The sequence below is a fragment of the Pseudomonas sp. AC229 genome (assembly GCF_979254655.1).
In genome coordinates, this window is the sequence record NZ_CEEDHK010000004.1 from 286,117 (window position 1) to 313,033 (window position 26,917).

31 protein-coding genes are annotated in these 26,917 nt (G+C 60.0%); 19 read left to right on the top strand and 12 right to left on the bottom strand.

Annotated elements, in window-relative coordinates:
• Positions 1-25: 25 nt before the first annotated feature.
• The 4 genes from AC0IW7_RS07765 to pilG all read right to left on the bottom strand — a co-directional run bounded on the left by AC0IW7_RS07765 (position 26) and on the right by pilG (position 3,558).
• Positions 26-2,074, bottom strand: a complete 2,049-nt coding sequence (locus AC0IW7_RS07765) for a methyl-accepting chemotaxis protein (protein WP_122452945.1) — start codon at positions 2,072-2,074, stop codon at positions 26-28.
• Between the two features lie 85 nt (positions 2,075-2,159).
• The gene (locus AC0IW7_RS07770; RefSeq protein ID WP_122492097.1) at positions 2,160-2,696 is read right to left on the bottom strand and encodes a chemotaxis protein CheW; all 537 of its coding nucleotides are present in this window, start codon (positions 2,694-2,696) and stop codon (positions 2,160-2,162) included.
• A 42-nt stretch (positions 2,697-2,738) separates the two neighbouring features.
• On the bottom strand, positions 2,739-3,104 hold the full coding sequence (gene pilH, locus AC0IW7_RS07775; RefSeq protein ID WP_108094980.1) for a twitching motility response regulator PilH: 366 nt from the start codon (positions 3,102-3,104) through the stop codon (positions 2,739-2,741).
• 46 nt (positions 3,105-3,150) lie between these two features.
• Entirely contained in the window at positions 3,151-3,558 is a 408-nt protein-coding gene (pilG, locus tag AC0IW7_RS07780) for a twitching motility response regulator PilG (RefSeq protein WP_108094981.1), read from the bottom strand.
• 245 nt (positions 3,559-3,803) lie between these two features.
• Here pilG and gshB point away from each other — a divergent pair, with 245 nt between their 5' ends.
• From gshB to AC0IW7_RS07815, 7 genes are all read left to right on the top strand, one after another.
• Positions 3,804-4,757 (top strand): glutathione synthase, encoded by a 954-nt coding sequence (gshB, locus tag AC0IW7_RS07785; protein ID WP_471816886.1) that lies wholly within the window; start codon positions 3,804-3,806, stop codon positions 4,755-4,757.
• 193 nt (positions 4,758-4,950) lie between these two features.
• Positions 4,951-5,844, top strand: coding sequence for an energy transducer TonB (locus tag AC0IW7_RS07790; RefSeq protein ID WP_122492099.1), 894 nt, complete (start codon positions 4,951-4,953; stop codon positions 5,842-5,844).
• A gap of 93 nt (positions 5,845-5,937) precedes the next feature.
• Positions 5,938-6,507 carry a YqgE/AlgH family protein gene (locus AC0IW7_RS07795; protein ID WP_463550903.1) on the top strand — a complete coding sequence of 190 codons (570 nt, stop codon included), beginning with the start codon at positions 5,938-5,940 and terminating at the stop codon, positions 6,505-6,507.
• Positions 6,504-6,941 (top strand): Holliday junction resolvase RuvX, encoded by a 438-nt coding sequence (ruvX, locus tag AC0IW7_RS07800; protein WP_471817016.1) that lies wholly within the window; start codon positions 6,504-6,506, stop codon positions 6,939-6,941. Before AC0IW7_RS07795 ends, ruvX begins: the two co-directional genes overlap by 4 nt.
• Positions 6,942-6,974: 33 nt before the next feature.
• Positions 6,975-7,490: a bifunctional pyr operon transcriptional regulator/uracil phosphoribosyltransferase PyrR gene (gene pyrR, locus AC0IW7_RS07805; RefSeq protein ID WP_122492102.1), complete on the top strand. Its 516-nt coding sequence runs from the start codon at positions 6,975-6,977 to the stop codon at positions 7,488-7,490.
• Between the two features lie 11 nt (positions 7,491-7,501).
• On the top strand, positions 7,502-8,530 hold the full coding sequence (locus tag AC0IW7_RS07810) for an aspartate carbamoyltransferase catalytic subunit (protein WP_463384178.1): 1,029 nt from the start codon (positions 7,502-7,504) through the stop codon (positions 8,528-8,530).
• On the top strand, positions 8,530-9,801 hold the full coding sequence (locus tag AC0IW7_RS07815; protein WP_471816889.1) for a dihydroorotase: 1,272 nt from the start codon (positions 8,530-8,532) through the stop codon (positions 9,799-9,801). The genes AC0IW7_RS07810 and AC0IW7_RS07815 overlap by 1 nt, the downstream gene beginning before the upstream one ends.
• A gap of 62 nt (positions 9,802-9,863) precedes the next feature.
• Here the strand turns inward: AC0IW7_RS07815 and AC0IW7_RS07820 are convergent, their stop codons facing one another.
• A complete protein-coding gene (locus AC0IW7_RS07820) occupies positions 9,864-10,268 on the bottom strand; it encodes an NINE protein (protein WP_463536855.1) in 405 nt (134 codons plus the stop codon).
• A gap of 331 nt (positions 10,269-10,599) precedes the next feature.
• Here AC0IW7_RS07820 and AC0IW7_RS07825 point away from each other — a divergent pair, with 331 nt between their 5' ends.
• Positions 10,600-11,199 (top strand): C40 family peptidase, encoded by a 600-nt coding sequence (locus AC0IW7_RS07825; RefSeq protein WP_471816891.1) that lies wholly within the window; start codon positions 10,600-10,602, stop codon positions 11,197-11,199.
• Positions 11,200-11,238: 39 nt separating this feature from the next.
• Here the strand turns inward: AC0IW7_RS07825 and AC0IW7_RS07830 are convergent, their stop codons facing one another.
• Positions 11,239-12,384 (bottom strand): PilT/PilU family type 4a pilus ATPase, encoded by a 1,146-nt coding sequence (locus tag AC0IW7_RS07830; protein WP_122492107.1) that lies wholly within the window; start codon positions 12,382-12,384, stop codon positions 11,239-11,241.
• Positions 12,385-12,548: 164 nt separating this feature from the next.
• Positions 12,549-13,583, bottom strand: coding sequence for a type IV pilus twitching motility protein PilT (locus tag AC0IW7_RS07835; RefSeq protein WP_110615318.1), 1,035 nt, complete (start codon positions 13,581-13,583; stop codon positions 12,549-12,551).
• Positions 13,584-13,675: 92 nt separating this feature from the next.
• On the opposite strand from AC0IW7_RS07835, the gene AC0IW7_RS07840 reads away from it, so the two are divergent.
• The 11 genes from AC0IW7_RS07840 (at position 13,676) to AC0IW7_RS07890 (ending at position 22,933) form a co-directional block, all read left to right on the top strand.
• On the top strand, positions 13,676-14,383 hold the full coding sequence (locus AC0IW7_RS07840; RefSeq protein ID WP_471816893.1) for a YggS family pyridoxal phosphate-dependent enzyme: 708 nt from the start codon (positions 13,676-13,678) through the stop codon (positions 14,381-14,383).
• Positions 14,384-14,435: 52 nt separating this feature from the next.
• Complete coding sequence (gene proC / locus AC0IW7_RS07845) at positions 14,436-15,269, top strand: pyrroline-5-carboxylate reductase (protein ID WP_471816895.1); 834 nt, start codon at positions 14,436-14,438, stop codon at positions 15,267-15,269.
• Positions 15,270-15,279: 10 nt separating this feature from the next.
• The gene (locus tag AC0IW7_RS07850) at positions 15,280-15,870 is read left to right on the top strand and encodes a YggT family protein (RefSeq protein ID WP_471816897.1); all 591 of its coding nucleotides are present in this window, start codon (positions 15,280-15,282) and stop codon (positions 15,868-15,870) included.
• Positions 15,871-16,138: 268 nt separating this feature from the next.
• Positions 16,139-18,121 carry a dynamin family protein gene (locus tag AC0IW7_RS07855; RefSeq protein WP_471816899.1) on the top strand — a complete coding sequence of 661 codons (1,983 nt, stop codon included), beginning with the start codon at positions 16,139-16,141 and terminating at the stop codon, positions 18,119-18,121.
• A gap of 122 nt (positions 18,122-18,243) precedes the next feature.
• A complete protein-coding gene (metX, locus tag AC0IW7_RS07860; RefSeq protein WP_471816901.1) occupies positions 18,244-19,383 on the top strand; it encodes a homoserine O-succinyltransferase MetX in 1,140 nt (379 codons plus the stop codon).
• A gap of 8 nt (positions 19,384-19,391) precedes the next feature.
• The gene (gene metW / locus AC0IW7_RS07865) at positions 19,392-20,012 is read left to right on the top strand and encodes a methionine biosynthesis protein MetW (RefSeq protein WP_122492114.1); all 621 of its coding nucleotides are present in this window, start codon (positions 19,392-19,394) and stop codon (positions 20,010-20,012) included.
• A 26-nt stretch (positions 20,013-20,038) separates the two neighbouring features.
• Positions 20,039-20,461, top strand: a complete 423-nt coding sequence (locus AC0IW7_RS07870) for a DUF4426 domain-containing protein (RefSeq protein ID WP_463384185.1) — start codon at positions 20,039-20,041, stop codon at positions 20,459-20,461.
• Positions 20,458-21,066 (top strand): RdgB/HAM1 family non-canonical purine NTP pyrophosphatase, encoded by a 609-nt coding sequence (rdgB, locus tag AC0IW7_RS07875; protein WP_471816904.1) that lies wholly within the window; start codon positions 20,458-20,460, stop codon positions 21,064-21,066. The genes AC0IW7_RS07870 and rdgB overlap by 4 nt, the downstream gene beginning before the upstream one ends.
• Positions 21,063-22,271: a radical SAM family heme chaperone HemW gene (hemW, locus tag AC0IW7_RS07880; RefSeq protein ID WP_471816906.1), complete on the top strand. Its 1,209-nt coding sequence runs from the start codon at positions 21,063-21,065 to the stop codon at positions 22,269-22,271. The genes rdgB and hemW overlap by 4 nt, the downstream gene beginning before the upstream one ends.
• 31 nt (positions 22,272-22,302) lie before the next feature.
• The gene (locus tag AC0IW7_RS07885; RefSeq protein WP_122492118.1) at positions 22,303-22,626 is read left to right on the top strand and encodes a DUF3392 domain-containing protein; all 324 of its coding nucleotides are present in this window, start codon (positions 22,303-22,305) and stop codon (positions 22,624-22,626) included.
• A 52-nt stretch (positions 22,627-22,678) separates the two neighbouring features.
• Positions 22,679-22,933 carry a hypothetical protein gene (locus AC0IW7_RS07890; RefSeq protein ID WP_471816908.1) on the top strand — a complete coding sequence of 85 codons (255 nt, stop codon included), beginning with the start codon at positions 22,679-22,681 and terminating at the stop codon, positions 22,931-22,933.
• Between the two features lie 125 nt (positions 22,934-23,058).
• On the opposite strand, the gene AC0IW7_RS07895 is transcribed toward AC0IW7_RS07890, so the two are convergent.
• From AC0IW7_RS07895 to AC0IW7_RS07915, 5 genes are all read right to left on the bottom strand, one after another.
• Positions 23,059-24,402 carry a DUF1329 domain-containing protein gene (locus AC0IW7_RS07895; RefSeq protein ID WP_471816910.1) on the bottom strand — a complete coding sequence of 448 codons (1,344 nt, stop codon included), beginning with the start codon at positions 24,400-24,402 and terminating at the stop codon, positions 23,059-23,061.
• 185 nt (positions 24,403-24,587) lie between these two features.
• Positions 24,588-25,235: a tRNA (guanosine(46)-N7)-methyltransferase TrmB gene (gene trmB / locus AC0IW7_RS07900; RefSeq protein ID WP_471817018.1), complete on the bottom strand. Its 648-nt coding sequence runs from the start codon at positions 25,233-25,235 to the stop codon at positions 24,588-24,590.
• Between the two features lie 95 nt (positions 25,236-25,330).
• Entirely contained in the window at positions 25,331-26,125 is a 795-nt protein-coding gene (locus AC0IW7_RS07905) for a thiazole synthase (RefSeq protein ID WP_122452972.1), read from the bottom strand.
• A gap of 56 nt (positions 26,126-26,181) precedes the next feature.
• Entirely contained in the window at positions 26,182-26,382 is a 201-nt protein-coding gene (gene thiS, locus AC0IW7_RS07910; protein ID WP_471816912.1) for a sulfur carrier protein ThiS, read from the bottom strand.
• Positions 26,383-26,500: 118 nt separating this feature from the next.
• Positions 26,501-26,875, bottom strand: a complete 375-nt coding sequence (locus AC0IW7_RS07915) for a DUF423 domain-containing protein (RefSeq protein WP_471816914.1) — start codon at positions 26,873-26,875, stop codon at positions 26,501-26,503.
• Positions 26,876-26,917 lie beyond the last annotated feature (42 nt).

Here is a 26,917-nt window from a genome sequence, read left to right on the forward strand (position 1 = left end):
TTTCAGGTCATCGCGCTTTCCTCGATCAGGCCTGGTCCGCTGCTTCTGGCAGGGTAAAACCAGAAACCGAACGACGCATCTCACTGGCCATTTTGGCCAAGTTACCAATGCTCTTGGCAGTAGCGGTGGTACCCGAGGAGGTCTGCGAGGTGATCTCCTGAATCACGTTCATGGTGTTGGAGATGTGGCCCGCAGAGGACGCTTGCTGACGGGCGGCGTTGGAGATGTTCTGGATCAAGGCCGCGAGGGTCTTGGATACCTTTTCAATCTCTTCCAGTGCCACACCGGCGTCTTGCGCCAGACGCGCACCGCGTACTACTTCGGAAGTGGTTTGCTCCATGGAGATAACCGCTTCGTTGGTGTCGGTCTGAATCGTTTTAACCAGCGCCTCGATCTGCTTGGTTGCAGCGGAGGAACGTTCAGCGAGGCGTTGTACCTCGTCCGCTACCACGGCGAAGCCTCGACCGGCGTCACCGGCCATGGAGGCCTGGATCGCGGCGTTTAGTGCGAGGATGTTGGTCTGGTCGGCAATGTCGTTAATCAGGCTAACGATGTCACCAATCTCCTGGGACGATTCACCCAGACGTTTAATACGTTTGGAGGTGTCCTGGATCTGCTCACGGATGTTATCCATGCCGGTGATGGTGTTATGCACCACCTCGTTGCCTTTGTTGGCGATGGCTACGGACCGTTCCGCTACCGCGGACGATTCCGAGGCGTTCGCCGATACCTGGTCAATGGACACGGCCATTTCGTTGATCGCCGCCGATGCACCGGCAATTTCTTGCGCTTGGTGTTCGGATGCTTCGGCCAGGTGCATTGCCGTTGCCTGGGTTTCCTGGGCGGCGGCGGCCACCTGTACGGCTGTCAGGTTGATCGTGGCAACGAGGTCGCGCAGCTGGTCGATCGAGTAGTTGATCGAGTCCGCGATGGCGCCGGTGAAGTCTTCGGTTACGGTCGCCGCTACGGTCAAGTCACCGTCCGCGAGGTCGGCAATTTCATCGAGCAGTCGCAGAATCGCCGCCTGGTTACGTTCGTTTTTCTCGGCGGTTTCAGCCAGTCGGCTGCGGGTGCTCTGAACCATTACCAGACCGATCAATACGATCGAGGCGATAGCCAGCAGACCCAGCACGTAGCCGGCCAGGGTGTTCATGGAACGCGCGCCCACCAGGTTTTCAAAGCCGCCGGCGAGTTTCGAGGCTTTATCCAACAGGGTTTGCGACACGGTAAAGATGCTGCTCGCCGATTCACGAACCTGGAACAGTTCAGGCGAGGTTTCGAGAATTTCGTCTACCGAACCGGATACGAACTCGAAGAGCTCAGAAATCTCGGACAGACGCTCCAGGGCTTCCTGGTCGCTGACCTTGGTGATCTTCATGGCGGCGTTGCCTTCGATCATCGCCTTGAGTACGCGACCGAACAGGCTGGCATCGCGACCGAACATGTCGGCGGCTTGTACCGAGTCTTCGTCACCGGCCAGTACCTTGTTCACCGAACCAAGGATACGTTCGGCCAACAGCGACTGACGCTGGGCAACCGATACCTGGGCAGCGGTCGCGCCGCTTTCCAGCAGGATGTCGACCACTTCTTCGTACTCGACCTGCAGCTGCGGAATGGTTTCGGCCAAGGTGGCAGCAACCTGGTGCAGAGACAGTACGGTTTGTTCGCTGGCGAGAATGGCGTCGGCGTTTTTACGCAGGCTGTCCCAGTCTTGCTGCACCGCGTCCATTTCTGGCTTCACGATGGCAGGCGCTGGCGGCAGGCCGGTGTTGTTGTCACCGGAAACCAGGAAGCTCCAACGCTTTTCGAAGTCGTTGCGCGCGTCTTTCAACAGGGCGAAGGCCTCTGTCTTACCGGCCGCAGCTTCCGTAGCGTTTTTCGCGATACGTTGGGAAAGCACACGCAGCTCACCGGAGTGGCTGATGTATTCCTTGTCGTAGTTCGACTGGGTGTTGATGTAGGCGAAGTTGGCGAAGAGCAGCACGATCGATACGATCAGGACGATAAACAGTCCCGCGATCAACGAGCTACTACGCACTCCAGCCAATAGATTGCCTGCGTTAAGTTTTTTCATTGTATGGCCCCCGCCTGGACCCACCGCACTACGTTTTCCCGTGTAACGCCAAAGGGCCGGCAAACGCCGACCCAACCTGATTTATTCAATACGCAACGTCGAGAAAGCCCGGATGCTGTGCCAGCGCGTGAGGGCTGAACACAAGCCATGGCTGTTCGCGTTGAAAAACCCCATGTATGAAGGGCTCAATAGCCGCTTCGAGCGCTGGCAACTGCTCGGTAAAGCTGTCCACCGGGAAGTGCTGCATACCAAACACTTCGTCGACGGTCAGGCCAGCGAAAACATCTTGGTGGTCTACGACCAACACCCGGCGTTGCTTGCGCAGCGCAGAGAGCTCGGTACCGAAGTAGCCACACATATCCATTACCGGCAGCAAGCGCCCACGCACGTTGGCCACACCTTTCACCCAGCTTTTAACGCCGGGCAACAAGGTGAACCGTGGCTCGTGAAGCACTTCGCCGATTTCGCCCATCGGTGCTACAAACAGGCGGTCGCCCATGCGAAAGCCGATTCCACTCCAGGTCTGCACCACGGCCCGCTGCGACGGCAAGCCGGCAGCCAGCAGTCGACAACGCTGGTCGATTTCGAGGAGAAGTTGAAAGGGAGTCTGCACGTCCGACATGTCGGCCTTAACCTTCTAGTTTTTATAGGTGTGGTGGCGGTGTTAGCCCGCCAGCACCGCATTCAAGGTTTTCAGCAGCGTGTCTTCGTCCACCGGTTTGGTCAGGTAGTCACGCGCGCCTTGGCGCTTGCCCCAGACCTTATCGGTTTCCTGGTCTTTGGTGGTGACGATAATTACCGGAATGTGATTGGTATCAGCATCTTTGGTCAGTTGACGGGTGGCCTGGAAGCCATTGAGGCCCGGCATCACGATATCCATCAACACGGCGTCGGGCTTTTCCTGACGGGCAAGCGCCACGCCATCAGCACCGTTTTCCGCCTTGAGTACCTGGTGACCATGCTTTTCGAGCATGGCGGTCAGCTTGTACATCTCGGTGGGAGAGTCATCAACAATCAGAATTCGAGCCATGGTGTTTCCCTATGGAAGGTTGCGTCACCGCCCTAGCGGTCGAACGTCAAGATGCTTGTTCCACCGGGGTGAAATCTGGGACATGTGCCTTGATGGCGCCGAGCAACTCTTCCTTACTGAAAGGCTTGGTGAGGTACTGATCGGAACCCACGATTCGGCCTTTGGCCTTATCGAACAGACCGTCCTTGGAGGACAACATGATTACCGGGGTGGACTTGAAAGCACTGTTATTTTTGATCAGGGCGCAGGTCTGATAGCCATCTAACCGCGGCATCATGATGTCGACAAAAATGATATTGGGGTGTGTGTCAGCGATTTTGGCCAACGCATCGAAACCATCGACGGCGGTAATCACCTCACAACCCACTTTTTTCAGCAGGGTCTCAGCGGTGCGACGAATCGTTTTCGAATCGTCGATGACCATGACCCTTAATCCTTCGGAATGCTGTTCCATGTTCGCCCTACCATCGCCTCGATGAGTCGTTATTTTTCTACGTTTTCAGTGCGCCTGAGGCCTACCAGCTACGGGCTGCGACCCAATCGTAGGCCTTTTTAGCACACTCTCTAGAAGCAATCTATAAGCCCCAGAAGCGTAAGGTTTTTCCTTGACCGAAGTGGTCGCCATCGCCACTCTGGCGCCACACAGTCTAGTCGCGACACATTTCAACTGTCGCATTCGTTTCGCGGAGGATTCACCCCATGAGCGTTCGCCTCGGCATAGTCATGGATCCAATTTCGGGCATCTCCTATAAGAAGGACAGCTCGCTGGCCATGCTACTGGCCGCTCAGGCCCGTGGTTGGTCATTGTTCTATATGGAACAGCACGACCTTTATCAGGTGGCCGGAGAAGCCAAGGCGCGCATGCGTGCCCTTAAAGTCTTCGCCGATCCGCAGCATTGGTTCGAGCTGGGCGATGAAACCGACGCGCCTCTGAGTGAGCTGGATGTGATCCTGATGCGCAAGGATCCGCCCTTCGACATGGAGTTCGTCTACAGCACCTACCTGCTGGAGCAAGCCGAGCGGGCCGGGGTGCTGGTGGTTAACCGCCCTCAGAGCCTGCGCGACTGCAACGAAAAGTTGTTTGCCACGCAATTCCCACACTGCACGCCACCGACACTGGTCAGCCGCCGCGCCGACATTCTGCGCGAGTTTGCCGTCGAGCACCGTGACATCATTCTCAAACCCTTGGATGGCATGGGCGGCGCCTCGATCTTTCGCCACCGCGAAGACGACCCGAATCTATCGGTAATTCTCGAAACCCTCACCCAGCACGGCCAGCAGCAGATCATGGCGCAGGCGTACCTGCCGGCGATCAAGGACGGCGACAAACGCATCCTGATGATCAACGGCGAGCCGGTGCCGTACTGCCTGGCGCGCATTCCGGCGGCCGGCGAAACGCGCGGCAACCTGGCCGCTGGCGGCCGGGGCGAAGCGCGACCACTGAGCGAGCGCGACCGCTGGATTGCCGCCCAGGTGGGCCCGACGTTGCGCGAGAAAGGCTTGCTGTTCGTGGGCCTGGACGTGATTGGTGACTACCTCACCGAAATCAACGTCACCAGCCCGACCTGCATCCGCGAAATCGACAACGCCTTCAACACCGGCATTGGCGAGCAGTTGATGGCCGCCATTCAGGCTCAGCTGGACGCGCGCTGACCACTCGCGGAAGAAATGTGCTACCGCGCGCCGATTTGTCCTCAGCATTAGGGGAACAGAGCGACGCGTCGGTGCGACACGAGACCCACAGCGCATAAATGCCCAGTGCTTCACCAAGCCGCGCAGTGCTTCATGGACTTTTCACCGAGCCCTCGGCAGACTGCGCGGCAACCTGAATTGACCCCGTTGCGCGATGAAATCACCCGCCCTGCTGCCCGAACTTCCTGACTACGGCGTCCGCCCTGCGGACCGGCTGGGCTTTACCTTGTTTCTCGCGGTGGCGCTGCACGCGGCGTTGATCCTTGGCGTCAGCTTCACCCTGGCGCCGCCTAGCCAGATCAGCAAAACCCTGGAAATCACCCTGTCCACCTTCAAGAGCAAGGAAAAGCCCAAAGAGGCTGATTTCCTCGCTCAGGACAACCAACAGGGCAGCGGCACGCTGGATAAAAAAGCGGCACCCAAGACCACGGAACAAGCGCTGTTCCAAGACAAAGAAATCAAGCGCATCACGCTGCCCACTGCGCCAGCGCCGGCCACCAAGCAACAAGCGCCGAAAGCCGCCGTGGCCACCACAGCGCCCAAACAAGCGAAAACTCCGGTCAAGCGTGAAGAGGCCAAGCCACAGCCCGACGCCCGCAAAGCGCCCGCTTTTGACACCGAGCAGCTGTCTGCCGAAATCGCCGGGCTGGAAGCGGAGCTGGCCAAAGAACAACAGCTGTATGCCAAACGCCCGAAAATCCATCGCCTGAACGCCGCATCGACCATGCGTGACAAGGGCGCTTGGTATAAGGACGACTGGCGCAAAAAGGTCGAACGCGTCGGCAACCTCAACTACCCCGAAGAAGCCCGCAAGCAACGGGTTTACGGCAGCCTCCGGCTGCTGGTGTCGATCAACCGGGACGGCAGCCTCTACGAAGTCCAGGTACTGGAATCGTCGGGCCAGCCGCTGCTGGACCAGGCGGCGCTGCGCATCGTGCGGCTGTCGGCACCCTTCGCACCCTTCACCGGCGATCTGGCTGACATTGACCGCCTGGAAATCATCCGCACCTGGCGCTTCGAGCGCGGCGACAAGCTTTCCAGCAAGTAATACGGTCCTGCGCCGACCAGCGACGACTCGTCGCCCGAGCAAATCGCCCCCTCAGCTTGTCATCGCCACCAGCCAGCGGCGACACTACGCGCCATGAAAGCAGCCAACCCCAGCTACCTCAAAAATCATCTTCTGATCGCCATGCCGCACATGGCCGATCCGAATTTCGCGCACACCGTCACCTACTTGGTGGAACACAACGAACAGGGCGCCATGGGCTTGGTGATCAACCGCCCCAACGGCCTAAACCTCGCCGACGTGCTCGAACAATTGCGCCCCGAAACCCTGCCGCCCGCCATTTGCCAAAGCCTGCCGATTTTTTCCGGCGGTCCGGTGCAAACCGATCGGGGTTTCGTGCTGCACCCCAGCGGCCCGCAGTTTCAGGCCACCGTCGAATTGGGCGAGCTGGCGCTGACCACTTCGCAAGATGTGTTGTTCGCCATCGCCGACGGTTTCGGGCCGGACAAACACATCATCGTGCTCGGTTACGCGGGCTGGGAAGCCGGGCAGTTGGAAAGCGAGCTGATCGGCAACACCTGGCTAACGTGTGCGGCCGATCCGAACATCCTGTTCGATGTGCCTTACGACAAACGCCTGGAAGCCGCAGCCGCTCGCTTGGGCATCAACCTGAACCTCCTCACTTCTCAAGCCGGGCACGCCTGATGGCCGACAAGCCCCTACGCCTGCTGCTCGGCTTCGACTACGGTACTAAGCAGATCGGCGTCGCCGTCGGCCAGGTGATTACCGGCCAGGCGCGCGAGCTCTGCGTGCTAAAAGCTCAAAACGGTGTGCCGGACTGGCAGAAAGTCGAAGCGCTGGTGCGCGAGTGGCAGCCAGACGCCATTGTGGTTGGCCTGCCCCTGAACATGGACGGCACGCCAAGCGACATGAGCGAGCGAGCCGAGAAGTTCGCCCGCCGCCTCAATGGCCGTTTCAATTTGCCGGTGCACACCCACGACGAGCGCCTGACCACCTACGCTGCCAAAGGCGAGCGACTTCAACAGGGCCAGCGCGGCGGTTATCGCGACAACCCGGTCGACGCCCTCGCCGCCGCCTTGCTGCTTGAGGGCTGGCTGGCCGAACACAGCGGCGCCTGAAGCTCTGCGTTTTTTGCGATTCAAGGAGAGACCATGAAGCTACCCAACCCCGCCGAGCTGCTGCCGCAAATGGCCAGCGCGCTCACCGATCACCTGCTCAAGCGAAACATCACCGAGCCGCGCTTTATCGGCATTCACACCGGTGGCGTGTGGGTGGCGCAGGCGCTGCTGCAAGCAATGGGGCGCGACACCGAGCTGGGCATTCTCGACGTGTCGTTCTACCGCGATGACTTCACCCAGAATGGCCTGCATCCGCAGGTGCGCCCCTCGGCGCTGCCGTTCGAAATTGAAGGTCAGCACCTGGTCCTGGTGGACGACGTATTGATGAGCGGACGCACCATTCGTGCGGCGCTCAACGAGCTGTTCGACTACGGCCGCCCGGCCAGCGTAACGCTGGTCAACCTGCTGGACCTCAACTCTCGCGAACTGCCGATTCGCCCTGACGTGGTCGGCGCCACCTTGTCGCTGGCACCCAACGAGCGCGTAAAAGTGCTCGGCCCCGCCCCGCTCACCCTCGAGCACCAGGCTCCCGCCTCCGCCGCCCACTGAGACTTCTTCCGATGACGCCAACAGACGCCAAGCGCCCGCTGCAGCTCAACGACTTGGGCCAGCTGCGCCACTTCCTCTCGCTCGACGGCTTGCCTCGCGAGTTGCTAACCGAAATTCTCGACACCGCCGACTCCTTCCTCGAAGTCGGCGCACGCGCGGTCAAAAAGGTGCCGCTGTTACGCGGCAAGACCGTGTGCAACGTGTTCTTCGAAAACTCCACCCGCACGCGCACCACCTTTGAACTGGCGGCGCAGCGATTGTCGGCAGATGTGATCACCCTGAACGTGTCGACATCGTCGACCAGCAAGGGCGAAACCCTGCTCGATACCCTGCGCAACCTTGAAGCCATGGCGGCCGATATCTTCGTGGTACGCCACGCCGACTCGGGCGCCGCGCACTTTATTGCCGAGCACGTGTGCCCGGACATGGCGATCATCAACGGTGGCGACGGCCGCCATTCGCACCCGACCCAGGGCATGCTCGACATGCTCACCATTCGCCGGCACAAGGGCAGCTTTGAAAACCTGTCCGTGGCAATCGTCGGCGACATCCTGCACTCGCGCGTCGCCCGCTCGAACATGTTGGCTTTGAAGACGTTGGGCTGCCCGGACATCCGCGTCATCGGCCCGAAAACCTTGCTGCCCGTTGGCATCGAACAGTACGGCGTGAATATTTACACCGACCTGGCCGAAGGCCTGAAAGACGTCGATGTGGTGATCATGTTGCGCCTGCAGCGCGAGCGCATGACCGGCGGCCTGTTGCCCAGCGAAGGCGAGTTTTACCGCCTGTACGGCCTGACCAGCGAACGCTTGAAGTTGGCCAAGCCCGATGCGTTGGTGATGCACCCCGGCCCCATTAACCGAGGCGTCGAAATCGAATCGGCAGTGGCCGACGGCCCGCAATCGGTGATCCTCAACCAGGTCACCTACGGCATCGCCATTCGCATGGCCGTGCTGTCCATGGCCATGAGCGGACAAACCACGCAGCGACTGCTCAATCAGGAAGCCCAAGCCAACCCAGCAACTGAGGAGCACAACTGATGCGTATTGAAATCCTCGGTGCTCGCGTAATCGATCCGAACAGCGGTCTGGATAAAGTCGCCGACCTGTTTATTGCCGACGGCAAGATTGCCGGCATCGGCGCTCAGCCGGCCGGTTTCAAAGCGGATAAAAGCATCGACGCCACGGGCCTTATCGCCAGCCCCGGACTGGTTGATCTGAACGTCGCCCTGCGCGAGCCGGGCTACAGCCGCAAAGGCAGCATCGCCAGCGAAACCCTCGCGGCGGCGGCCGGCGGTGTCACCAGCCTGTGCTGCCCGCCGTTCACCAAACCGATTCTCGACACCCCGGCAGTGGCCGAGCTGATCCTCGATCGCGCCCGCAGTGCCGGGCACACCAAAGTGTTTCCAATCGGCGCCTTGAGTAAAGGCCTGGCGGGCGAGCAGTTGGCCGAACTGGTTGCCCTGCGCGATGCAGGCTGCGTCGCGTTCGGCAACGGCCTGGATAGCTTTCGCAACAACCGCACGCTGCGCCGTGCGCTGGAATATGCGGCCACGTTCGATTTGACTGTCGTGTTCCATTCGCAAGATCACGACTTGGCCGAAGGCGGCCTCGCCCACGAAGGCGCCACGGCCAGCTTCCTCGGCCTGCCGGGTATTCCGGAAACGGCGGAAACCGTCGCGCTGGCGCGGGATTTGTTGCTGGTCGAACAGACTGGCGTGCGCGCGCACTTCAGCCAGCTCACCAGTGCCCGTGGCGCCCATCTGATCGCCGACGCCCAGGCGCGCGGCCTGCCGGTGACGGCGGACGTGGCGCTGTATCAGCTGATTCTCACTGACGAGGCGCTGATCGACTTCTCCAGCCTTTACCACGTGCAACCGCCGCTGCGCACCAGCGCCGACCGCGACGGCCTGCGTGCCGCCGTGAAGGCCGGCGTGATCCAAGCGATCGCCAGCCACCACCAACCACACGAAGCCGACGCCAAGCTGGCGCCGTTTGGTGCTACCGAACCGGGCATCAGCAGCGTTGAATTGCTGCTGCCGCTGGCGATGAGCTTGGTGCAAGACGGCCTGTTGGATGTGCCGACCTTGCTTGCGCGACTGAGCGCTGGCCCTGCTGCGGCACTGCGACTGCCTGCCGGTGGGCTGGCAGTGGGCAGCCCGGCCGACGTGCTGCTGTTTGACCCGCAAGCCTCGACCGTTGCAGGCGAGCGCTGGTTTTCCAAAGGTCAGAACAGTCCGTTCATGGGCCATTGCCTGCCTGGCGCCGTGCGGTACACGCTAGTGGATGGGCATATCAGCTATCAGGCCTAACGGGTGCGCCCAACAAAACAAAAAGCCCGCCAATTTGGCGGGCTTTTTTGTGCGCGGTCCAACTAGAGGCGCTGCGCCACATTGCGCACCGACACCTGGTCGTTGAGCGTCCAGAAGTCGTACAGCACGCCCACAAAAAACAAACCGCCGGTGCACAGGTAGATCAGCCCGGTAATCCATTTGCCTTGGTACATGCGGTGCACGCCGAACACACCGAGAAACGTCAGCAGAATCCAGGCGACGTTGTAGTCCAGCCCGCCCGCGTTGAAACGCAGGTCCGCTTCCCGGTCCATCGAGGGAATCAGAAAAAAATCGATGATCCAGCCAATGAAAAACAAACCGAAGGTGAAAAACCAGATCGTGCCGGTGACCGGCTTGCCGTAATAAAAGCGGTGGGCGCCGAGAAAGCCAAAAATCCACAGCAGATAGCCAATAACTTTGCTGTGGGTGTCTCGCTGCATGTTCATGTATGGGTTCCTCAAGTGAGTCGCGACGTTGGACCTAGGCTACGGCAAAGGGTTGCGGATTCAACTGCTGCGCTCGCGTGTATACGAAGAACGAGGTGCCCGGGATGTTTCCAGCAGTTTCTGGATCCCCGCTTTCGCAAGGATGACGGTGCGTGCATAGGGATATGGACCTGGTGAGAGGTCCAGGATTTGTCCCTAGAAACTAAAAAAAAGCAGGGTTTAATCACTACCTTTCGCGCGAAGGACCAGAGTTCCAATCGACCAATGGTTAAAAAATGAGCAAAAAAGCTGTTATAAAGTTGCGCTTCCGTGAAACCAAGAGCTTTGCCGTATGCGTTTTTTCCATCAAACCTGGCTATCTGTCTGCCTGTGTTTCCCGCTTGCTGCTGCCCTGAACCCTGCCGAGGCCAGCAACCGGTATCAACCGTTACCCGCCCATTCCACCGGGCACACCGCGACGACTTCTTCACCGTCCACCCAGACCACCAGCACCTCTCCTGCCGCCACTGAGGCCGCTAAAAACAGCAGCTCGGTATTGGGGCGCGCCGTAAACACGCTGGGCGTTCGTTATCGCTGGGGCGGCAGTTCTCCGGAGAAAGGTTTCGATTGCAGCGGCCTGGTGCGCTATGCCTTTAACGATATCGACTCGGTAGACCTGCCCCGAACCTCCAACGCCATGGCCCGCGCCGAAGGCAAGAAAGTGGCGCGCAATGACCTGAAACCTGGCGACCTGCTGTTTTTCAATCTGCGCGGTGCTCGGGTCAATCACGTCGCTATCTATTTAGGCAACGACCGCTTTATTCATGCGCCACGACGCGGCAAGGCCGTCACCATCGACACCTTGAACAAACCGTATTGGAAGAATCGCTACGCCCTGGCTAAGCGCGTGCTGCCGAGCAGCGAGCCGCAGCTGCGGGTTACGTCGAGATAAAAAGCGAAGCCCCGGAAGGGGCTTCACTCTATGGGCCAATCAGCGGAAGCGGCGCCCGCTGTCTTCGTCGCTGGTTTCCAGCGACAGGCCTTGCGACATGGTGGTCAGGTGATCGCCATCGGTTTCCGACCCCAGCTTGATCATCAAGCGCAGGTCGTTCGCCGAGTCGGCATAGGCCAACGCGTCTTCGTAGGTAATTTCGCCCTGGCTGTAGAGCTGATACAGCGCCTGGTCGAATGTCTGCATGCCCTGCTCGGTCGAGCGCTTCATCAGCGCTTTGAGCTCGTGCACTTCCCCTTTACGAATCAGGTCGGCGGCAAGCGGGGTGTTGATCAACACCTCGATCACCGCGCGGCGACCTTTGCCGTCCGGGGTTGGGATCAGTTGCTGGGCGACGATGGCCTTGAGGTTCAAGGACAAGTCCATCCACACCTGTTGCTGACGGTCGGCGGGGAAGAAGTTGATGATGCGGTCCAACGCCTGGTTGGCGTTGTTGGCGTGCAGTGTGGCCAGGCACAAGTGACCGGTTTCAGCGAAGGCCACGGCGTGGTCCATGGTTTCGCGGGTTCGCACCTCACCAATCAGAATCACGTCCGGCGCCTGGCGCAGGGTGTTTTTCAGGGCCACCTCGAACGACTCGGTATCGATGCCCACTTCGCGCTGCGTGACGATGCAGCTCTGGTGCTGGTGGATGTACTCGATGGGGTCTTCGATGGAAATGATGTGGCCGCTGCTGTTCTTGTTGCGGTAGCCAATCATGGCCGCCAGCGACGTCGACTTACCGGTACCAGTGGCGCCCACGAACAGCACCAGCCCACGCTTGGTCAGTGCCAACTTCTTCAGCACTTCAGGAAGCTTGAGGTCTTCAAGCGTCGGAATATTGGTCTCGATGCGACGCAGCACCATGCCCGCCAGGTTGCGCTGGTAGAAGGCACTGACGCGGAAACGGCCGATGCCCCGGGCGCTGATGGCGAAGTTGCATTCGTGGTTTTCGGCGAAATCGCGGCGCTGCTGCTCGTTCATCACCGCGTGCACGGTTTCGCGGGCTTGCTCCGGCGACATGGGCGTTTTGGTGATCGGCATGATCTTGCCGTTGACCTTCATCGACGGCGGCACGCCGGCGGTAATAAAGAGGTCAGAACCGCCCTTTTCGACCATCAAACGCAGCAGCTTTTCAAATTCCATCGAGGTTCTCGCCTATCACGCAGCTGGGCGACGGCGATTGCCGTCAGCCAATAGGACGAATCGGCAGCGCGCGTGTACCGCCACCGAGACAAATAAAGATCCACGCATAGTCTGCTGTCTGGCCCACAGTTCCAAGACAGCAGTGACGCAGGATGGGATATGCGTCAGAAATTTTCCGGGGTTTTCGCTTTTTCTTTTGCTGCATCTCGGGAAACCAGGCCTTTGGCGACCAGGCCCTTGAGGCACGAGTCGAGGGTCTGCATGCCCAGCGCGCCGCCGGTCTGAATGGCCGAATACATTTGCGCCACTTTGTCTTCACGGATCAGGTTTCGAATCGCCGGGGTGCCGATCATGATTTCGTGCGCGGCTACCCGACCGCCGCCGATTTTCTTCAGCAGGGTTTGCGAGATAACCGATTGCAGCGACTCGGATAGCATCGAACGCACCATCGACTTCTCTTCCGCCGGGAACACGTCGACCACGCGGTCGATGGTTTTTGCCGCGGATGTGGTGTGCAGCGTACCGAATACCAAGTGACCAGTTTCCGCAGCGGTCAGCGCCAGGCGGATGGTTTCAAGGTCGCGCATCTCGCCGACCAGAATGATGTCCGGGTCTTCCCGCAAAGCCGAGCGCAATGCTTCGCTGAAGCCGAGCGTATCGCGGTGCACTTCACGCTGGTTGATCAGGCATTTCTTCGACTCGTGAACGAATTCGATCGGGTCTTCCACGGTCAGGATGTGGTGATATTTGTTGCTGTTGATGTAGTCGAGCATGGCCGCCAGGGTGGTGGATTTGCCCGAACCGGTCGGCCCGGTTACCAACACCAGACCGCGCGGCACATCGGAAATCTTCTTGAAGATTTCGCCCATGCCCAGATCTTCCATGGACAAAACCTTGGAGGGAATGGTCCGGAATACCGCACCGGCACCACGGTTCTGGTTAAAGGCGTTTACCCGGAAACGCGCCACGCCCGGCACTTCGAACGAGAAGTCGGTCTCCAGGAATTCTTCGAAATCTTTGCGCTGCTTGTCGTTCATGATGTCGTAAATCAGCGCATGCACTTGCTTGTGGTCCAGCGCCGGCAAATTGATGCGGCGGACATCGCCGTCAACCCGGATCATCGGCGGCAAACCCGCCGAGAGGTGCAGGTCCGAAGCGCCCTGTTTCGCGCTGAAGGCGAGCAGCTCAGTGATATCCATGGAATTCCCTAATTAAGTGCGTCTAATGACGAGCATCAAATGACAAGCAAGCAGGTAGAATGCCGCTGAACCACTGGCGGCTGGTGTAGGTAATGTCCACGATAGCAGAGAATATTGCAAAGCTCGGTGAGCGTATCCGTGAGGCGGCGCAAGCCTCGCAGCGAGATTTTTCACAGGTCGGCCTGCTGGCCGTGAGCAAAACCAAACCCGCAGACGCCATTCGCGAAGCACACGCCGCCGGCCTTCGCGATTTCGGCGAAAACTACCTGCAAGAAGCCCTGAGCAAACAGGCCGAGTTGACCGATTTACCCTTGATTTGGCACTTCATCGGCCCCATCCAGTCGAACAAGACCAAAGCCATAGCCGAGCATTTCGACTGGGTACATTCGGTGGACCGCCTGAAAATCGCTCAACGCCTCTCTGAACAACGCCCCGTGCACCTGCCGCCGCTGAATATCTGCCTACAGGTAAATGTCAGCGGCGAAGCGAGCAAGTCGGGCTGCACGCCGCAAGACCTTTCCGCCCTCGCCGCCGCCGTCGCGCAATTGCCGCGATTGAAACTGCGCGGGCTGATGGCCATCCCCGAGCCGACCGACGACTACTGCGCCCAGCACGAAGCCTTCGCCACGGTGCGCACCTTGCAAGCCGCCTTGAACATGCCCGCGCTGAACACCTTGTCGATGGGCATGAGCCACGACCTGGAAGCCGCCGTCGCCGAAGGCGCCACCTGGGTGCGTATCGGCACCGCGCTGTTTGGCGCGCGCGACTACGGTCAGGCCGCCGGCACCGCCACTCCATGAATCTGACCGGCATGAACGGTCACAACCCATGCCTCTATAAAGGAAGCGTTTTATGAGCAACCCCCGTATTGCCTTTATTGGTGCCGGCAACATGGCCGCCAGTTTGATTGGCGGCTTGCGCGCCCAGGGCATGGACAGCAAGCAGCTCTGTGCCAGCGACCCGGGCGCCGAGCAGCGCAGCAAAATTGCCGGCGAGCACGGCATCGATGTGTTCGCCGACAACGCCGACGCGGTGAAAGGCGCCAATGTGGTGGTGTTGTCGATCAAACCGCAGGCCATGAAGAGCGTGTGCCTGGCCTTGGCGCCGCACCTTAAGAGCGAGCAATTGGTCGTCTCGATTGCCGCCGGCATCACCTGCGCGAGCATGCAAACCTGGTTGAGCACGCCGACAATCCCGACGCGACCTATCGTGCGCTGCATGCCCAACACCCCGGCGCTGCTGCGCCAAGGCGTGAGCGGCCTGTTCGCCAACCCCGACGTTTCCGGCGACCAACGCGCCCAGGCCGAGCAACTGCTGTCGGCAGTCGGCGTAGCGTTGTGGCTGGATGAAGAGCACCTGATTGACGCCGTGACCGCCGTGTCGGGCAGCGGCCCCGCCTATTTCTTCCTGCTGATCGAAGCGATGACCGCCGCCGGTGAAAAACTCGGCCTGCCCGCCGCGACTGCCGCTCAACTGACGCTACAGACTGCGTTGGGCGCCGCGCGCATGGCAGTGGCCAGCGACGTGGACGCCGCCGAACTGCGCCGCCGCGTGACCTCGCCCGCCGGCACCACCGAAGCGGCGATCAAAAGTTTCCAGGCCGGCGGCTTTGAAGCGCTGGTCGAACAAGCACTCAACGCCGCGGCGCATCGCTCGGCGGAACTGGCCGAGCAATTGGGCCAATAAGGAGCTGACGATGATTGGATTGAACACCGCTGCCGTTTACATCCTGCAAACGCTGGGCAGCCTGTACCTGTTGATCGTGCTGTTGCGCTTCATTCTGCAACTGGTGCGCGCCAACTTTTATAACCCGCTGTGCCAGTTCATTGTTCGCGCCACCCAGCCGCTGCTTAAACCGCTGCGAAAGATCATTCCAGGCTTCGGCGGGCTGGATATCGCCTCGCTGGTGCTGGCAATCGTGCTGCAGTTCATCCTGATCGCGCTGACCTTGCTGCTGACCTACGGCATCATCGCCAACCCGCTGCAAATGCTGATCTGGTCGTTGATTGGCATCACCGCGCTGTTCCTCAAAGTGTTCTTCTTCGCCCTGATTATCAGCGTGATTCTGTCGTGGGTCGCCCAAGGCAGCCACAACCCAGGCGTGGAGCTGGTGAACCAGATTTGCGAGCCGGTGCTGTCGCCGATCCGCCGCATCATGCCGAACCTGGGCGGTCTGGATATTTCGCCCATCTTTGCGTTCCTGGCGTTGAAGCTGCTCGACATGCTGGTCATTCAAAACCTGATGATCATGAGCGGCATGCCGGACGTGCTGCGCATGTTGCTGTAATGCGTACGTGGGCGCTGGGTGGCAAACCCAGCGCCCATGCACCCCGGCCGGCACGACCGCTCGGTCACGCTCGTCGACCTTAAGGCGGGCTGCCATCCAAGGCCGATTGACGCGTAGGATGCTTCCCGCATAATGCCCCGCAGTGGCAACCTGCCACTCTAGCGTGCACCCGTCACAGCGTGCCGCCTGGGCGCTTGCCGCCACTGCTGACCACGCCGATCATCGCTAAAAACCAGTCGCAGGATGCGTTGCCCACAGGAGTGCAGGAATGAGCATGGAACGTCTCAGCCAACAAGTCAGTGCATACGTAGGCTGGAAGCGCGAACTGGTTCGGGAAATCACCCGCTACCGCAGTTGGCTCGCCACTAACCGCCTCATCACCGACGCCGTTGAAGCCAAGCTCGACCGCGCCCTGCGCACACTGCGCACCGATCACATCACCCTGGCCTTTGTCGGCGAGTTTTCGCGCGGCAAAACCGAGCTGATCAACAGCCTGTTTTTCTCCGAATACGGCCAGCGCATGCTGCCGTCTCACGCCGGGCGCACCACCATGTGCCCGACCGAGTTGTTCTTTGACCCACGCTCGGAGCGTTCTTACATCCGCCTGCTGCCGATTGAAACGCGCATGACGGATGCCAGCGTCGCGCAGTTCAAGCGCATCCCACGGCATTGGGTAAATATTCCGCTAGACATCACCGACCCCGACAACATGGTGCAAGCCTTCACCCAAGTGGCGAAGACCAAACCCATGGCGGTCGAGCAGGCCATTCAGTTGGGCTTCCACCCGGACATGCTCGAAAGCGCCGGCAAACCCGGCCAGGTTCTGGTGCCGGCCTGGCGCCACGCCATCGTCAACTTCGACCATCCGCTGCTGCGCCAGGGCCTGCGCATTCTCGACACGCCTGGGCTCAACGCCTTGGGCAGCGAGCCCGAACTGACCCTGTCGATGCTGCCGAGCGCGCAGGCGATCATCTTCCTGCTCTCGGCAGACACCGGCGTCACCGCCAGCGACATGGCCGTGTGGCAAACCCACATCCGCCAGCTCGACGAAGAAACTCAAAGCAGCCTGTTCGCCGTGCTGAACAAAATTGATGTGCTGTGGGATGACCTCGCCGGTGAGGCGTTTGTGCAGAACGCCATCAGCCAGATTCAGAGCGCCACGGCCAAACAACTCGGCATCGGCATAGAAGATGTGCTGCCGCTGTCGGCCAAGCAGGCACTGCTGGCCAAAGTGCGCAAAGACCAACCGCTGCTGGAACGCAGCCAGTTGGGCCACTTGGAAAACCTGCTGTGCGAACGCATCGTGGCGCAGAAAGAGCGGCTGCTTGAAGATCGCGTGGTCAACCAGGTGCTGGCCCTGCTGCAAAACAGCCAACACGTGCTCAACCTGCGTTTGGAGAAAGTGCGCGAGCAGCAAGCGCTGCTGGCCAACCATCAGCACGACAACGGCCAATTACTGTTCGAACTGACGGCCAAAACCAAAGACGACCACAGTCAACACCACCGTCGCCTGCTCGGGTTGAAAACCAACCAGCGCTTGCTCAAGCGCCAAGGCGACCTGCTGCGCAACGCGGCCCGCTCCGAGCGCCTGGAAGAGCACCTGAACAAGGTGCGCACCAACCTCACCGGAAGCTGGACCACGCTGGGCATCAACCAGGCGATTTTGCATTTCTTCCGCTCCGTGGACCACGACCTCGCCAACCTCGGCCAGGAAGTTGAGATGGCCAACAAGATGGTCTCGGCCATCTACCGTCGCCATAACGAAGAGAACCCGCTGAACGGCGTGGACGCACCGCAGTTCAACGTGAAGCGTTACCAACGCGAGCTCAAAGGACTACAAGGCAAAGCCGACCAGTTCCGCCTTCACCTGCGCACCCTGCTCACCGAACAACGCACCCTGACCCGCCGCTTCTTCGCTACCTTGGTACAGGAAGTGATCGGCCTGCACCAACGCCTGCGCCGCGATGTGGAACAGTGGGCCGCCGATGCACTGATGCCGCTGATGCAGCACACGCTGGAACACAAACAGCTGCTGGAAACCCACATGCTGCGGCTTAAATCGTTGGCCCAGAACACCCAACAGGCCCGCGCCCGCAGCCAGCAAATGCTGAGCTATATGAAAGGGCTGGAGGTGCAACTGAGTCAGGCCAACGAAATGCTGCGCACCCTGCGCCGGCCCGCGCCGATTTCGCGCCAAGGCAAAGTGGTGACGCTGCCCTCCTCGGCTCGTCAGGCGCAGACGAGCGAGTAATCACCGGCGCTCAGCCGCCGGTTTTGCCATGACAATTCAGGGGCTTAGCCGGCCGCCACGCTGCTTGCCGCACGGGACGGTGCTCTTTAGACTGGCGCCTCCTTTTTGCGAGAGCAGGGTCGATGCCCACCGCCTTTCCCGAAGACTCCGTTGGTTTGGTTACGCCGCAAGTCGAGCACTTTGCCGAGCCCTTGGCCTTGGCGTGCGGGCGCAGCCTGGGTCAGTACCAATTGGTGTACGAGACCTACGGCGAACTGAACGCAGCCCGCAGCAATGCCGTGCTTATTTGTCATGCCTTGTCGGGGCACCACCACGCCGCCGGCTACCACAACGTCGATGAGCGCAAGCCCGGCTGGTGGGACAGCTGCATCGGCCCAGGCAAGGCCATCGACACCAACCGTTTTTTTGTCGTCAGCCTCAACAACCTCGGCGGTTGCAACGGCTCTACCGGCCCATCGAGCATTAACCCGGCCACCGACAAGCCTTACGGTGCCGACTTTCCCGTATTAACAGTGGAAGACTGGGTCAACAGCCAGGCGCTGCTGGCAGATCGGCTCGGCATCGCGCAGTGGGCAGCAGTGGTGGGCGGCAGCCTCGGCGGCATGCAGGCGATGCAATGGGCTATCAGCTACCCGGATCGCATTCGTCACTGCCTGGCCATTGCCTCGGCGCCCAAGCTCTCGGCACAAAACATCGCCTTTAACGAAGTGGCGCGTCAGGCCATTTTGTCCGACCCGGAATTCCACGGCGGACATTTCCAGGAGCACAGCGTCATCCCCAAACGCGGGCTGATGCTGGCACGCATGGTCGGCCACATCACCTACCTGTCCGATGACGCCATGGGCGAAAAATTCGGCCGTGGGCTCAAAAGCGAAAAGCTCAATTACGACTTCCACAGCGTTGAGTTTCAGGTGGAAAGCTACCTGCGCTATCAGGGCGAAGAGTTCTCTGGACGCTTCGACGCCAACACGTATTTGCTAATGACCAAGGCGCTGGACTATTTCGACCCTGCCGCCGTACACGATGGCGATCTGGCAAAAACCCTGGCCGGCGTCAAAGCAGACTTCTGCGTGATTTCCTTCACCACCGACTGGCGCTTCTCGCCAGCCCGCTCGCGGGAAATCGTCGATGCGCTGATGGCGGCACGCAAAAACGTTTGCTACCTGGAAGTGGACGCGCCGCAAGGCCATGACGCCTTCCTGATGCCCATCCCGCGTTACCTGCAAGCATTCAGCGGTTACATGAACCGCATCAGCCTCTGAGGATTGTCGTGAGAGCCGATCTTGAAATCATCCAGGACTGGATACCCGCCGGTAGCCGCGTGCTCGACCTGGGCTGCGGTAACGGCGAACTGCTGGCCTGGCTGCGCGACCATAAACAGGTAACAGGCTACGGCCTGGAGATCGACCCCGACAACATCGCTCAGTGCGTAACCAAGGGCGTGAACGTCATTGAGCAAAACCTCGACCTGGGGCTGGGCAACTTTGCCAGCAACAGCTTCGATGTGGTGGTCATGACCCAGGCGCTGCAAGCGGTGCAGTACCCGGACAAAATTCTGGAAGAAATGCTGCGCGTCGGTCGCCAATGCATCATCACCTTCCCGAACTTCGGCCACTGGCGCTGCCGCTATTACCTGGCGCGCAACGGTCGCATGCCGGTGTCGGACTTCATGCCGTACACCTGGTACAACACGCCGAACATTCACTTCTGCACGTTTAAAGACTTCGAGGCTTTGTGCCTGGAGCGCAGCGTCAAGGTGCTCGACCGCCTGGCCGTCGACCACTTACATCGACACAGCTGGGCCAGCCGTATGTGGCCTAATCTATTGGGTGAAATCGGCATCTATCGCGTCAGCGGGCCTGGCGTTCAGGAACACCGCATCGCCGTTTGATCCGCCCTCGTTTCAGGAGAATTCCCATGCGTCGTCTCGCCCTTTTTCTTCTCAGTATCTGCCTGGCCTTGCCGGTGCTGGCCGAGCGTAAAGTCAGCTTTGGTGAGCTGGATGTGCACTACAACGCCTTCAACTCCGGCTTTTTGCAGCCCGACATCGCCGCCGCCGCTGGCCTGACCCGCAGCAAAACCCTGGGCGTGCTCAACGTCGCCGTACTGAAGGCTGGCAAAGCCAGCGCCGCCAACGTCACCGGTACGGTCACCGACCTGCTGGGCAAAGCGCGGCCGCTGGAGTTCAAGCAGGTTACTGAGAGCGGTGCCATTTACTACCTGGCGCAATTCCCCTTTGAACAACGGGAAGTGCTGCGTTTCAAACTGACGGTACAAGTCGGCGAAGGCGCGGCGAACAGCCTCGATTTCAACCAAGAATTTTTCCCGGACGACAAATGAGCAACGCCACGTTTGACCTCAGCCAACTGGTTCTGGCCAGCCACAACGCCGGCAAGCTGAAGGAACTGCAAGCTATGCTCGGCGACGCCGTACAGGTGCGCTCGGTGGGCGAATTCAGTGAAATCGAGCCGGAAGAAACCGGCTTGTCGTTTATCGAAAACGCCATCCTCAAGGCCCGCAACGCCGCGCGAGTTTCCGGCCTGCCGGCATTGGCCGACGACTCCGGCCTGGCGGTGGATGCCCTGGGCGGTGCGCCGGGCATTTACTCGGCACGCTATGCCGACGGCCAGGGCGATGCGGCGAACAACGCCAAATTGCTACTCGCCCTTCAAGGCCTGCCGGCCGAAAAACGAACCGCGCAGTTCGTGTGCTGCCTGGCATTGGTACGCCACGCCGACGACCCGTTGCCGATCATCTGCGAAGGACTCTGGCACGGGCGCATTCTTGAGCAAGCCGAGGGCGAACATGGCTTCGGCTATGACCCGCTGTTCTGGGTGCCGGAGCGCAACTGCTCTAGCGCCGTGCTGAGCCCTGCCGAGAAAAACCAATTGAGCCATCGCGCCCGCGCCATGGCGTTGCTACGCGAGCGTCTGGGTCTGAAATGAACGACACCAAAGGCGGGCTGATCTTTCCGCGCGCCGCTGCTCAGGGCTTGGTAGGCGAAGGCAATTTGCTGCAACTGCCGCCCCTGGCGTTGTACATCCACATTCCCTGGTGCGTGCGCAAATGCCCGTATTGCGACTTCAACTCTCACATGGCGAGCCCGGATTTGCCGGAAGTCGCCTACGTCGACGCGCTGCTGGCAGACCTGGAGCGTGATTTACCGCTGGCCCACGGCCGTGAGCTGACCTCGATTTTCTTCGGCGGCGGTACGCCCAGTTTGTTTAGCGCCGAGGCGCTAGGGCGATTGTTGGAAGGCGTCGAGCGACGCATCCGCTTTGCCAGCGACATTGAAATCACCCTGGAAGCCAACCCTGGCACGTTCGAACAGAACAAGTTTCGCGCCTATCGCCAGCTCGGTATCAACCGGCTCTCCATCGGCGTGCAAAGCTTCCAGCAGACCAAGTTGCAAGCGCTCGGCCGTATCCACAACGGCGATGAAGCCATGCGCGCCGCCGACATGGCGCGCGATGCCGGCTTCGATAACTTCAACCTCGACTTGATGCACGGCTTGCCCGATCAGTCTCTGGACGATGCCTTGGGCGATCTGCGCCAGGCCATTGCGCTGTCGCCGACGCATTTGTCCTGGTACCAGCTAACGCTGGAGCCGAACACGGTGTTTTGGAATCAGCCGCCAACGCTCCCCGAAGACGACACGCTGTGGGATATCCAGGAAGCCGGCCTGGCGCTGCTGGCCGAACATGGCTTCGCGCAGTACGAAGTGTCGGCGTATGCCCGAGACGGCAAGCGTGCGCGGCACAACCTGAACTACTGGAGCTTTGGCGATTTCCTCGGCATCGGTGCGGGCGCCCACGCCAAACTGAGCAGCCCGGACGGGCAAATTTTGCGCACCTGGAAAACACGATTGCCCAAGGATTACCTCGACCCGACAAAAAATTTCCAGGCCGGTGCCAAGGCGCTAACCGCCGAGGAACTGCCGTTCGAGTTCTTGATGAACGCACTGCGCCTGACCGATGGCGTAGCGGCAGAGCTGTTCAGCCAGCGCACCGGTTTGCCGCTGGCTGCATTAGCGCGCGCCCGTGAACAAGCGCAACAGCGCGGCTTGCTAGTGGCCGATCCAGATCGGCTGGTGGCGACGCCTGAAGGCCAGTTGTTTCTCAATGACCTGCTGCAGTATTTTTTGCCCTGACTTCGATGCCCGGCTGGGCTAAGGACACCAGATGGACCTGATTCTCGACCTGATCGCCACCGTCTCGCGCTGGACTCGTGGCCATCTTTACGACATTTCGCTGGCGATTATGGCCACCGTCTTGGTGCTGTTTGGTCCAGGGATCAACACCTGGATTCAACAACGTATCGGCGGCCTAAATTTTATTTTCCGTACGTTGCTGTTCGTGCTCATCTGCGCGGTCGGTTACGGCCTGGCGATGATCTTCCTCACGCCGTGGGTGGCCAAGGGTCTTGGCTACTTCAATAACTACACCCTGGCGCCGGTTCTGCTACTAGTCTTCTTCCTGATCGGCGTGATCGCCGACCGCAACTAAGCCGCGGCTTCCGCCTGGCGGCCCATGCGGCAGCCAGCAGAGGAGCAGGGCTATGAAAGCGCTCAAACATCTTTATCTGTACTTCCAGGACGGCCAGCGCTTGATCATGCGCTTCCCCGAACAAAGCGACGATCCGGTGGTGATTGCTCGCGCCTTGCGGAAGCAACTTGAATCACCGTTCCTGAGCATCGCCGTTAACGGCGACCTGTTGATGATTCCGCGTGAGAGCATCAAGTACCTGCAAATCAGCCCGGCGCCGTCGTCGCTGCCGGAGCCAACCCTGGTGGGCGCGGTCCTGGTGGATTAACGGTCACCCATAAAAAATCGCGGCTGACCCCGCCCCCACACAATCCAGCCTCGGTGGGAGCGGTTTCAGCCGCGATTCTTTTCAACGTCACGCTATTTCAGAGCGGGCTGCGAGCAGCCCATCAATCAATTCCCTTCGCGGCGCAGCGCCTGCGGCGTGAAGTCACCTGGGCCCAGCTTGGCGTTGAAGTCGTACATGATTTCGTTGTTATCCAGACCATCGGCGAAGTAGCGCTTGCCGGCGAAGTCGTAGATGGTTTCCAACGTGCTGCCGAACATTGGCACATCGTAATAGCTGATGGGGTGGCTTTCCTGCAGGCCGACCAACTTGTCGTCCTTGTCGTACAGGTCTACCGCCAGGATCTGCCAGCTATCTTCATCGAGGTAGAAGCGACGTTTGGCGTACGGGTGGCTGAAGCCTTTGCGCAGCGACGCTTCGACGATCCACACGCGGTGTAGCTCGTAGCGCAACAGCTCAGGGTTGACGCTCTTGGCTTGCAGAATGGTGTCGTACGGAATGCCTTTCTGGTGCACGGCATAGCTGTTGTACGGCACGAGCATTTCTTTCTTGCCCACCAGCGTCCAGTCGTAGCGGTCCGGCGCGCCGTTGTAGGAGTCGACCATGTCGGCGGTGGCCATGCCGTTGGTGTCTGGCTGCAACGTGTCGAAGGCCAGCATCGGCAGACGACGCACGCGGCGCTCGCCCCGGTTGAAACGCCACGCTTTACGGATGGACAACACCTGATCAAGGGTTTCCTGCACTACCAGCGCCGAACCGGCGAGCTTGGCCGGGGCGACCACGCTGTATTTGTAGAAGAACAACGTGTTGTCCAAGTCCGACGGGGTCACGCCTTCACGGCCGTAGCGGAAGTAGATGTCACGGTCGAGCTTGAGCAGGTTGTACGCACCGTTGGACAGCACCGCTGCCTGGTTGGTGACGAAGTGGATTTGCTCGCCCCGGTAACGCATCACGTGGTTCCAGATCGCTTCCTGGCCGGTTTGTGGCAACGGGAAAGGGATGCCAGAGGCCGCGCCTTGAACGCCGTTACCGCCAGAGATCAGGTCGGCGTTTGTAGCGTTATAGCGAGTCGCGTCGTAGATGCGTTGCGGCGCCGCAGCACTGCGGTGGGTCGGGAAAACGCGCAGGTAATAATCCGGATTGGTTTCCAGCAACGTCTTCAGGCCGATTGGCAGTTGCGCCTGGTATTGCGCGACGTTTTTGCTGTTAACCGTGTACTGCACAGACTCGTTGGCATAGGGGTCTGGGTGGTGCATGCCGGGCTTATAGCCAGGGATCGGCTGCGCTATACCGCCGTCCCACTCGGGAATCGTGCCGGCGGCATTACCTTTGCGTTCGCCGCCCAGCGGAGTGAGGTCGCCATTCAGCCGGTTGGCCTGAACCGCGTCGACTTTGGCGTATGCATTCACTGCACACATCGCGAGCAGCAGTACTCCAATACTTCTCAACACAGACTTTCTCCTTGGGGCGAGTCGGTAACGCGCCACCTTTATTATTTATCCAGCCAGTCATGCGTATTGCTGTGGTGAGGTAGCCGGCTTGAGCCGGTCTGATTTAGTAACGGTGCAGCACGCTTTCAACATGTTCCAGGCCGTCCGGACAGCGTTGACTGCCAACGGCCATGGGCATTTATCGATCAGTCTAGACGCTCAAATTTAAGATCCCACACGCCGTGGCCCAAACGCTCGCCGCGGCGCTCGAACTTGGTGATCGGACGCTCTTCGGGACGCGGCACATAGGTGCCGTCTGCAGCCTGGTTGCGATAACCCGGAGCTGCCTGCATCACTTCCAACATCACTTCAGCGTAAGGCTGCCAATCGGTGGCCATGTGCAACACGCCGCCGACCTTCAGCTTTTGACGTACCAACTCAGCAAACTCGGGCTGCACGATACGGCGCTTATGGTGACGCGCCTTGTGCCAGGGATCCGGGAAGAACAGCAGCAGGCGGTCCAGGCTGGCATCGGCGACACAGCGCTTGAGCACCTCGATCGCGTCGCAGTCATACACGCGCAGGTTTTTCAGATCCTGGGTCAGCACGCCGTTGAGCAGCGCGCCAACACCCGGTCGATGTACTTCAACACCAATAAAGTCTTGCTCGGGCGCAGCGGCGGCCATCTCCAGCAGCGAGTGGCCCATGCCAAAACCGATTTCCAGAGTGCGCGGCGCCGAACGGCCAAACACTTGGTCGAAGTCCACGAACTCCTCCGCAAGCGGCAGCACGAACAACGGCTTGCCAATGTCCAGGCCGCGCTGCTGTCCTTCCGTCATGCGTCCGGCGCGCATCACGAAACTTTTAATCGCGCGGTGCTTGCGGGTGTCGGTGCGGGTTTCGTCCTGGGCGTCAGCCTGGATATCTAGCGGTTCAGTCATGGTGGCTCTTACTTGATCAGACCATCCAGCGGCGAGGACGCGCTGGCATACAGTTTTTTCGGCATGCGCCCGGCGAGATACGCCATGCGCCCAGCCACAATGGCGTGCTTCATGGCTTCAGCCATTAGCACCGGGTTTTGCGCGTGAGCGATGGCGCTGTTCATCAGCACGGCTTCGCAACCGAGCTCCATGGCAATGGTGGCGTCTGAAGCCGTACCAACGCCGGCATCTACCAGCACCGGAACCTTCGCTTCTTCAAGGATAATGCGCAGGTTGTAGGGGTTGCAGATACCCAGCCCCGTGCCAATCAGCCCCGCGAGCGGCATGACCGCGATGCAGCCCATCTCAGCCAACTGGCGCGCAATGATCGGGTCGTCGCTGGTGTAAACCATCACGTCAAAACCATCTTTAACGAGCACTTCAGCGGCTTTAAGCGTTTCGATGACATTGGGGAACAGCGTTTTCTGATCAGCCAATACTTCGAGCTTTACCAGCTTGTGGCCGTCCAACAGCTCGCGCGCCAGGCGGCAGGTGCGCACGGCCTCCGCGGCGTCGTAGCAGCCGGCGGTGTTGGGAAGAATGGTGTAACGATCTGGCGGAATGACATCGAGCAGATTCGGCTCATCCGGATTCTGGCCAATGTTGGTGCGGCGCACGGCCACAGTCACGATCTCGGCGCCTGAAGCTTCGATGGCGCGGCGGGTTTCGTCGAGGTCTTGATACTTGCCAGTGCCCACCAACAGGCGAGACTGATAAGTGCGTCCGGCCAGGGTAAACGGCTTATCGGTGCGAGATTGGCTCATCGAAAATCCTCATGCAGTAACGCTAATCGGGTGGGCGACAGTCGGATGCGAACGTGTTAACCGCCGCCTATGGCGTGCACGACTTCCAGCGTGTCGCCTTCGTGCAGAACAGTTTCGCCGTGCTGACTACGGGGCACGATGTCGAGATTGAGCTCGACCGCGACGCGCCGACCGGTAAGGTCCAAGCGTACCAGCAGGTCCGCAACGGTCTGGCCGTCAGCCATTTCGAAAGGTTCACCGTTCAACTGAATGCGCATAACAGGCAATCACAAAAGTGAGGGGGCCGGCATTCTAGCCTCAACGCAAGCGCCGACCAAGGCAAAGGCGCGCCATTCGTCTCACAATTGACGCCGCGGTCAGGTTGTTTCGTTTTCCTCAATGACCCGGTTTGCGCCAGGCCGAGAGCCCGAGGCAAAGCCAGCCCGCTAGAAAAGCAATGCCGCCAAACGGAGTAATAATGCCCAGCTTCGTCATCCCGGTCAGGGTCAATAAATACAGGCTTCCGGAAAACAACACGATGCCCGTTGCAAATAACCAGCCTGCCGCACTCAGAAAGCGACTCGGGAGATGCGGCGCCAAAAGGGCCACTGCTACCAACCCAAGGGCGTGCAACATTTGATAATGGGTGCCTGTCTGGAAGATCGCTAAGTACTCGGGGGAGAGGGTGGCCTTGAGACCGTGCGCGGCAAAGGCTCCTAACGCGACGCCCGTAAACCCAAAAAATGCTGCCAGCAATAAGAATCGACGCACTGTAAACCTCTGGAGTAGGTGACCGCAGAAGACCGTCCAAAT

Excerpts from the sequence above, each read along its gene's own strand:
- AC0IW7_RS07815 (WP_471816889.1), top strand. The coding sequence starts at position 8,530 with ATGCGTATTGAAATCCTCGGTGCTCGCGTAATCGATCCGAACAGCGGT.
- AC0IW7_RS07885 (WP_122492118.1), top strand. The coding sequence starts at position 22,303 with ATGGACCTGATTCTCGACCTGATCGCCACCGTCTCGCGCTGGACTCGT.
- pilH (WP_108094980.1), bottom strand. The coding sequence starts at position 3,104 with ATGGCTCGAATTCTGATTGTTGATGACTCTCCCACCGAGATGTACAAG.
- AC0IW7_RS07855 (WP_471816899.1), top strand. The coding sequence starts at position 16,139 with ATGAGCATGGAACGTCTCAGCCAACAAGTCAGTGCATACGTAGGCTGG.
- AC0IW7_RS07795 (WP_463550903.1), top strand. The coding sequence starts at position 5,938 with ATGAAAGCAGCCAACCCCAGCTACCTCAAAAATCATCTTCTGATCGCC.
- pyrR (WP_122492102.1), top strand. The coding sequence starts at position 6,975 with ATGAAGCTACCCAACCCCGCCGAGCTGCTGCCGCAAATGGCCAGCGCG.
- AC0IW7_RS07770 (WP_122492097.1), bottom strand. The coding sequence starts at position 2,696 with ATGTCGGACGTGCAGACTCCCTTTCAACTTCTCCTCGAAATCGACCAG.
- AC0IW7_RS07850 (WP_471816897.1), top strand. The coding sequence starts at position 15,280 with ATGATTGGATTGAACACCGCTGCCGTTTACATCCTGCAAACGCTGGGC.
- proC (WP_471816895.1), top strand. The coding sequence starts at position 14,436 with ATGAGCAACCCCCGTATTGCCTTTATTGGTGCCGGCAACATGGCCGCC.
- AC0IW7_RS07830 (WP_122492107.1), bottom strand. The coding sequence starts at position 12,384 with ATGGAATTTGAAAAGCTGCTGCGTTTGATGGTCGAAAAGGGCGGTTCT.
- AC0IW7_RS07765 (WP_122452945.1), bottom strand. The coding sequence starts at position 2,074 with ATGAAAAAACTTAACGCAGGCAATCTATTGGCTGGAGTGCGTAGTAGC.
- AC0IW7_RS07820 (WP_463536855.1), bottom strand. The coding sequence starts at position 10,268 with ATGAACATGCAGCGAGACACCCACAGCAAAGTTATTGGCTATCTGCTG.
- hemW (WP_471816906.1), top strand. The coding sequence starts at position 21,063 with ATGAACGACACCAAAGGCGGGCTGATCTTTCCGCGCGCCGCTGCTCAG.
- AC0IW7_RS07890 (WP_471816908.1), top strand. The coding sequence starts at position 22,679 with ATGAAAGCGCTCAAACATCTTTATCTGTACTTCCAGGACGGCCAGCGC.
- AC0IW7_RS07835 (WP_110615318.1), bottom strand. The coding sequence starts at position 13,583 with ATGGATATCACTGAGCTGCTCGCCTTCAGCGCGAAACAGGGCGCTTCG.
- AC0IW7_RS07790 (WP_122492099.1), top strand. The coding sequence starts at position 4,951 with ATGAAATCACCCGCCCTGCTGCCCGAACTTCCTGACTACGGCGTCCGC.
- AC0IW7_RS07870 (WP_463384185.1), top strand. The coding sequence starts at position 20,039 with ATGCGTCGTCTCGCCCTTTTTCTTCTCAGTATCTGCCTGGCCTTGCCG.
- AC0IW7_RS07810 (WP_463384178.1), top strand. The coding sequence starts at position 7,502 with ATGACGCCAACAGACGCCAAGCGCCCGCTGCAGCTCAACGACTTGGGC.
- AC0IW7_RS07840 (WP_471816893.1), top strand. The coding sequence starts at position 13,676 with ATGTCCACGATAGCAGAGAATATTGCAAAGCTCGGTGAGCGTATCCGT.
- gshB (WP_471816886.1), top strand. The coding sequence starts at position 3,804 with ATGAGCGTTCGCCTCGGCATAGTCATGGATCCAATTTCGGGCATCTCC.
- AC0IW7_RS07825 (WP_471816891.1), top strand. The coding sequence starts at position 10,600 with ATGCGTTTTTTCCATCAAACCTGGCTATCTGTCTGCCTGTGTTTCCCG.
- AC0IW7_RS07905 (WP_122452972.1), bottom strand. The coding sequence starts at position 26,125 with ATGAGCCAATCTCGCACCGATAAGCCGTTTACCCTGGCCGGACGCACT.
- pilG (WP_108094981.1), bottom strand. The coding sequence starts at position 3,558 with ATGGAACAGCATTCCGAAGGATTAAGGGTCATGGTCATCGACGATTCG.
- thiS (WP_471816912.1), bottom strand. The coding sequence starts at position 26,382 with ATGCGCATTCAGTTGAACGGTGAACCTTTCGAAATGGCTGACGGCCAG.
- trmB (WP_471817018.1), bottom strand. The coding sequence starts at position 25,235 with ATGCGCGCCGGACGCATGACGGAAGGACAGCAGCGCGGCCTGGACATT.
- metX (WP_471816901.1), top strand. The coding sequence starts at position 18,244 with ATGCCCACCGCCTTTCCCGAAGACTCCGTTGGTTTGGTTACGCCGCAA.
- rdgB (WP_471816904.1), top strand. The coding sequence starts at position 20,458 with ATGAGCAACGCCACGTTTGACCTCAGCCAACTGGTTCTGGCCAGCCAC.